This is a genomic window from Clostridia bacterium, assembly GCA_012841935.1.
In the GTDB taxonomy this organism is placed as follows: domain Bacteria; phylum Bacillota; class Peptococcia; order DRI-13; family DTU073; genus DUTS01.
Genome location: DUTS01000130.1, coordinates 1 through 3,582 on the forward strand (window position 1 = coordinate 1; position 3,582 = coordinate 3,582).

The 3,582-nt window shown below is 35.1% G+C and carries 3 protein-coding genes; 1 reads left to right on the plus strand and 2 read right to left on the minus strand.

The genetic code is table 11. The features are described from left to right. The first annotated feature begins 130 nt into the window (after nucleotides 1-130). Nucleotides 131-451, plus strand: a complete 321-nt coding sequence (locus GX687_07215; protein HHX97223.1) for a hypothetical protein — start codon at nucleotides 131-133, stop codon at nucleotides 449-451. 135 nt (nucleotides 452-586) lie between these two features. Here the strand turns inward: GX687_07215 and GX687_07220 are convergent, their stop codons facing one another. Together GX687_07220 and GX687_07225 are read right to left on the minus strand one after the other, a co-directional pair. Further along, entirely contained in the window at nucleotides 587-1,645 is a 1,059-nt protein-coding gene (locus tag GX687_07220) for a CapA family protein (GenBank protein ID HHX97224.1), read from the minus strand. Between the two features lie 26 nt (nucleotides 1,646-1,671). Then, complete coding sequence (locus GX687_07225) at nucleotides 1,672-3,510, minus strand: thioredoxin domain-containing protein (GenBank protein ID HHX97225.1); 1,839 nt, start codon at nucleotides 3,508-3,510, stop codon at nucleotides 1,672-1,674. Nucleotides 3,511-3,582 lie beyond the last annotated feature (72 nt).

Here is a 3,582-nt window from a genome sequence, read left to right on the forward strand (position 1 = left end):
CATCAGCTTTTATAGACTGCAATCATCATAGTATACTTGAATTAAATAATTCAATTATTAAACTGGAAATGAGTGATTACGAAAAGATTAAGTCGATTTATCACTGAGTTACCCATAATATTAGCTATGATTGTTCTACTTATTTAAAAATGAAACCCCATTAAAACCGGCCAGTTTAATTATCCAAGAGAAAAAAGGTCTTTGCCGTGATTACTCCTTTGTTATTACCGCTTTAGCTAGAGCCAATAATTTACAAGCAAGGGTTGTCTATGGTTATACCGAAAAAAATGAATATCACGCCTGGAATGAAGTTTTAATTGACAATAATTGGATTTCCCTAGATGCTACTTGGGATGCCGGTTATATTAATAATGGAAAATTTGTAAAAAACCCCGGTTTAAAACATTTCAATGCTTCAATTCATCAAAAAGAAAATATAACCCTACATTAATAATTCTAAAGGCATACATTTTAATGATTACTAAAAGGTATGCCTTTAAAATTATTTTATTTCAATTTACATAGGAACCGCCCTAAAAGATGATCCACATAATGTTTTTGACTTCTGATAATCGCCAGTGTCTTCCTAATCCGGCCAAACAATCATTTGCGTTCGTTCAAAAAGCTTTTGTCTAACTCTCAGGGCTTCCCCACCACTTAAAATGGTAGGCTGAAAATCATTAAGACCCCGGGTGGTAGTCATAGAACAGGGGATTATAATATTTTGAGACTTTACTAGTTTTCCATTTTTAAAAATAAAGCGATGTTGATAAATAATTGTATCCCGATCATGGGGGAGGCGGTTAGCACCAAAACAGAAATTTCCCAAGCTAAAAACTACTGTTTTGCCTTGATATTCACCAATACCCTGTAAAACATGGGGATGATGACCTAAAACCAAGTCCGCACCAGCCTCAACGGCTATCTTAGCCAATTCATATTGTTTAGGTGAAGGCTTTACAGCTAATTCACTTCCCCAATGAAAACTAACAATCATTAAATCAACTTTTGTTTTTAAAGTTTTTATTTGTTCCTTGATCTCTTTATTTAATTGCTTCTCGCGGTTACCAAATTGACAAAAACCCATAAAACCAATTTTAATACCTTTAATTTCCTTAATCACCTCATGTTCATAACCACAATAGGCTATATCAGCTTTATCCAAACTTTGTAGGGTTTCTTCAAAACCTAATTGACCATAATCAAAGGTATGATTATTGGCAATATTCACCACCTCGATACTAGCTTCCTTTAATATCTGTGTATAACCTGGCTCACCTTTAATCCAAAAAGGTGTCTTTTCTACACTTTTATTCCTTTTTTGATGTTCATTAGTTAAACAAGTTTCCAAATTAGCAATTGTTAAATCATCGGCTGCCAGAACCTCTTTTACATTAGCAAAAAAATAGGCGGCACCTTTTTCCGCATAAACATCGGCAAAAGTATGTCCTCGCTGTGCAAATTCATTTCCCAAAGCACAATCACCTAAAGCACTTATGGTAATTACAATTTCCGATGGTTCATTAACTTCTACTAGGCCACTAACCTGTGAAGGCTCTGGAGATATTTGCTTCACTAAAAATAACCAAAAAATAATTGTAGGTATTACAAAAACTATTAAGCAAACCTTAGAAAACCGCCTCACCCTTAACGCCCCCTAACTAACTATTTCTATCTTTTCCCCCAAATTCCTACTATTTTTTTAAATTCATTTAATTCCTGCAAAGGGGGCAGGCAAGTTTTATCTTTACAAAAATAGGCTGTAGTTTTTTGATCAAGGGCTGAATAAATAGATTGCTCACCTTTTTTATAATAAGAAATAGCCGTAAAGGGCAAAAACGTCTGTCTTAAAAAAGCCAGCATGGCTTTTCCTATCATCTCCTTTTCACCTTCCACAATAACTAAAGTGGAAGCATTTTGTGCATAAAGATATGCTTGTAATAAAAAAGTGGAACCTAAAGGGTAATCATTAATAATTGAAGAGGTAAATAGTTTCTCCGCTTGCCTAATTAATTGCTCATCTCTGCTTAAATTACCCAATTTTAAAAGATTTAAAATAGCTACCGAATTTCCTGCTGGTAAAGCCCCATCCTCTATTTCACGAGGACGCACTATTAATTTTTCACTATCTTCACCAGTTAAATAAAGACTAGTTTGAGTAGTATTACTAAACAAACATAACATCTTTTGATTAAGGTTTAAGGCTTCCTTTAGATATGCCTGATGATAAGTAGCAATATATAATTCCAAAAGTGCCCAAACCATAAAAGCATAATCATCCAAATAAGCCGGGATAGCAGCTTCATCATGTCGATATCTAGCCAAAAGCCGCCCCTCTTTATTAACTAAATTTTGTTTAAAAAAGGCAAAAGCCTTTTCTGCAGCAGCTAGATAAGTTTTATCCCCCAAAACTCGACCAGCCTTAGCCAAAGCAGCTATCATTAAACCATTCCAGGCGGTTAAAATTTTATTATCTTTAAAGGGAGGCACCCTTTTTTGTCTAGCCTGATAAAGTTTTTCACGCTCTACCTCGAATTCTCGTTCTATTTCTTCTAATTCCGTTTCCGCGGCTGATAAAAGATTTAAGATATTAGACCCCGCAAAATTCCCTTTTTCGGCAAGCCCATAGACATGACAAAATTCTCTACCCCGTTTATCACCTAACACTTTTTTTACTTGCCGAGGTGTCCATAAATAATATTTCCCCTCTTCTCCTTCTGAATCAGCATCAATAGCTGAATAAAAGCCTCCCTCCGGAGCAGTCATTTCTCTAAAAAGATAAGTAAATATTTTTTTGACCACCTTCCGGTATAATTCCCTACCAGTAACCTGATAAGCCTCTAAATAGGCTATAGCCAATAAAGCATTATCATACAACATTTTTTCAAAATGAGGCACTAACCATTTTCTATCTGTAGCATAACGTGAAAAACCAAAACCAAGATGATCAAAAATACCACCTTTATAAAGCTGTTTTAAGGTTTTTTCTACCATAAATAAGGCTTCATTCATACCCTGTTCATAATAATAGTGGAGCAAAAATGTTAAACGATGTGCCGTGGGAAACTTAGGTGCACCCCCAAAACCACCATAAAGGGGATCAAAACGGGAAACCAATTGTTGATAAGCCTGCTTTACAAACTCGGGTGACATTTCATCTCCATTTTTCTCTAGATACTCCTCATACAGCATTTTAGTAAGTGTTTCCCCGGACATAATTAATTTTTCTTTTTCCTTTAGCCATAATTGAGCAATTTGCTTTAATAAATCAAGTAAACCCAACATACCAGCCCTATTTTTTTTAGGAAAATAGGTACCAGCGAAAAAAGGTTTTTTCTCCGGGGTTAAAAAAACAGTCAGGGGCCATCCCGCCTGACCGGTAAAGATCTGGCAAAAACTTAAATACAATTGATCCAAATCAGGTCGTTCTTCCCGATCAACCTTTATGGACACAAAATATTTATTTAAAACTTCAGCTACTTCATTATCCTCAAAGGATTCCCTTTCCATCACATGACACCAATGACATGTCGCTATTTAAACTACGAATACCCAATAGATAAAAAAATAGGCTTATCTTCA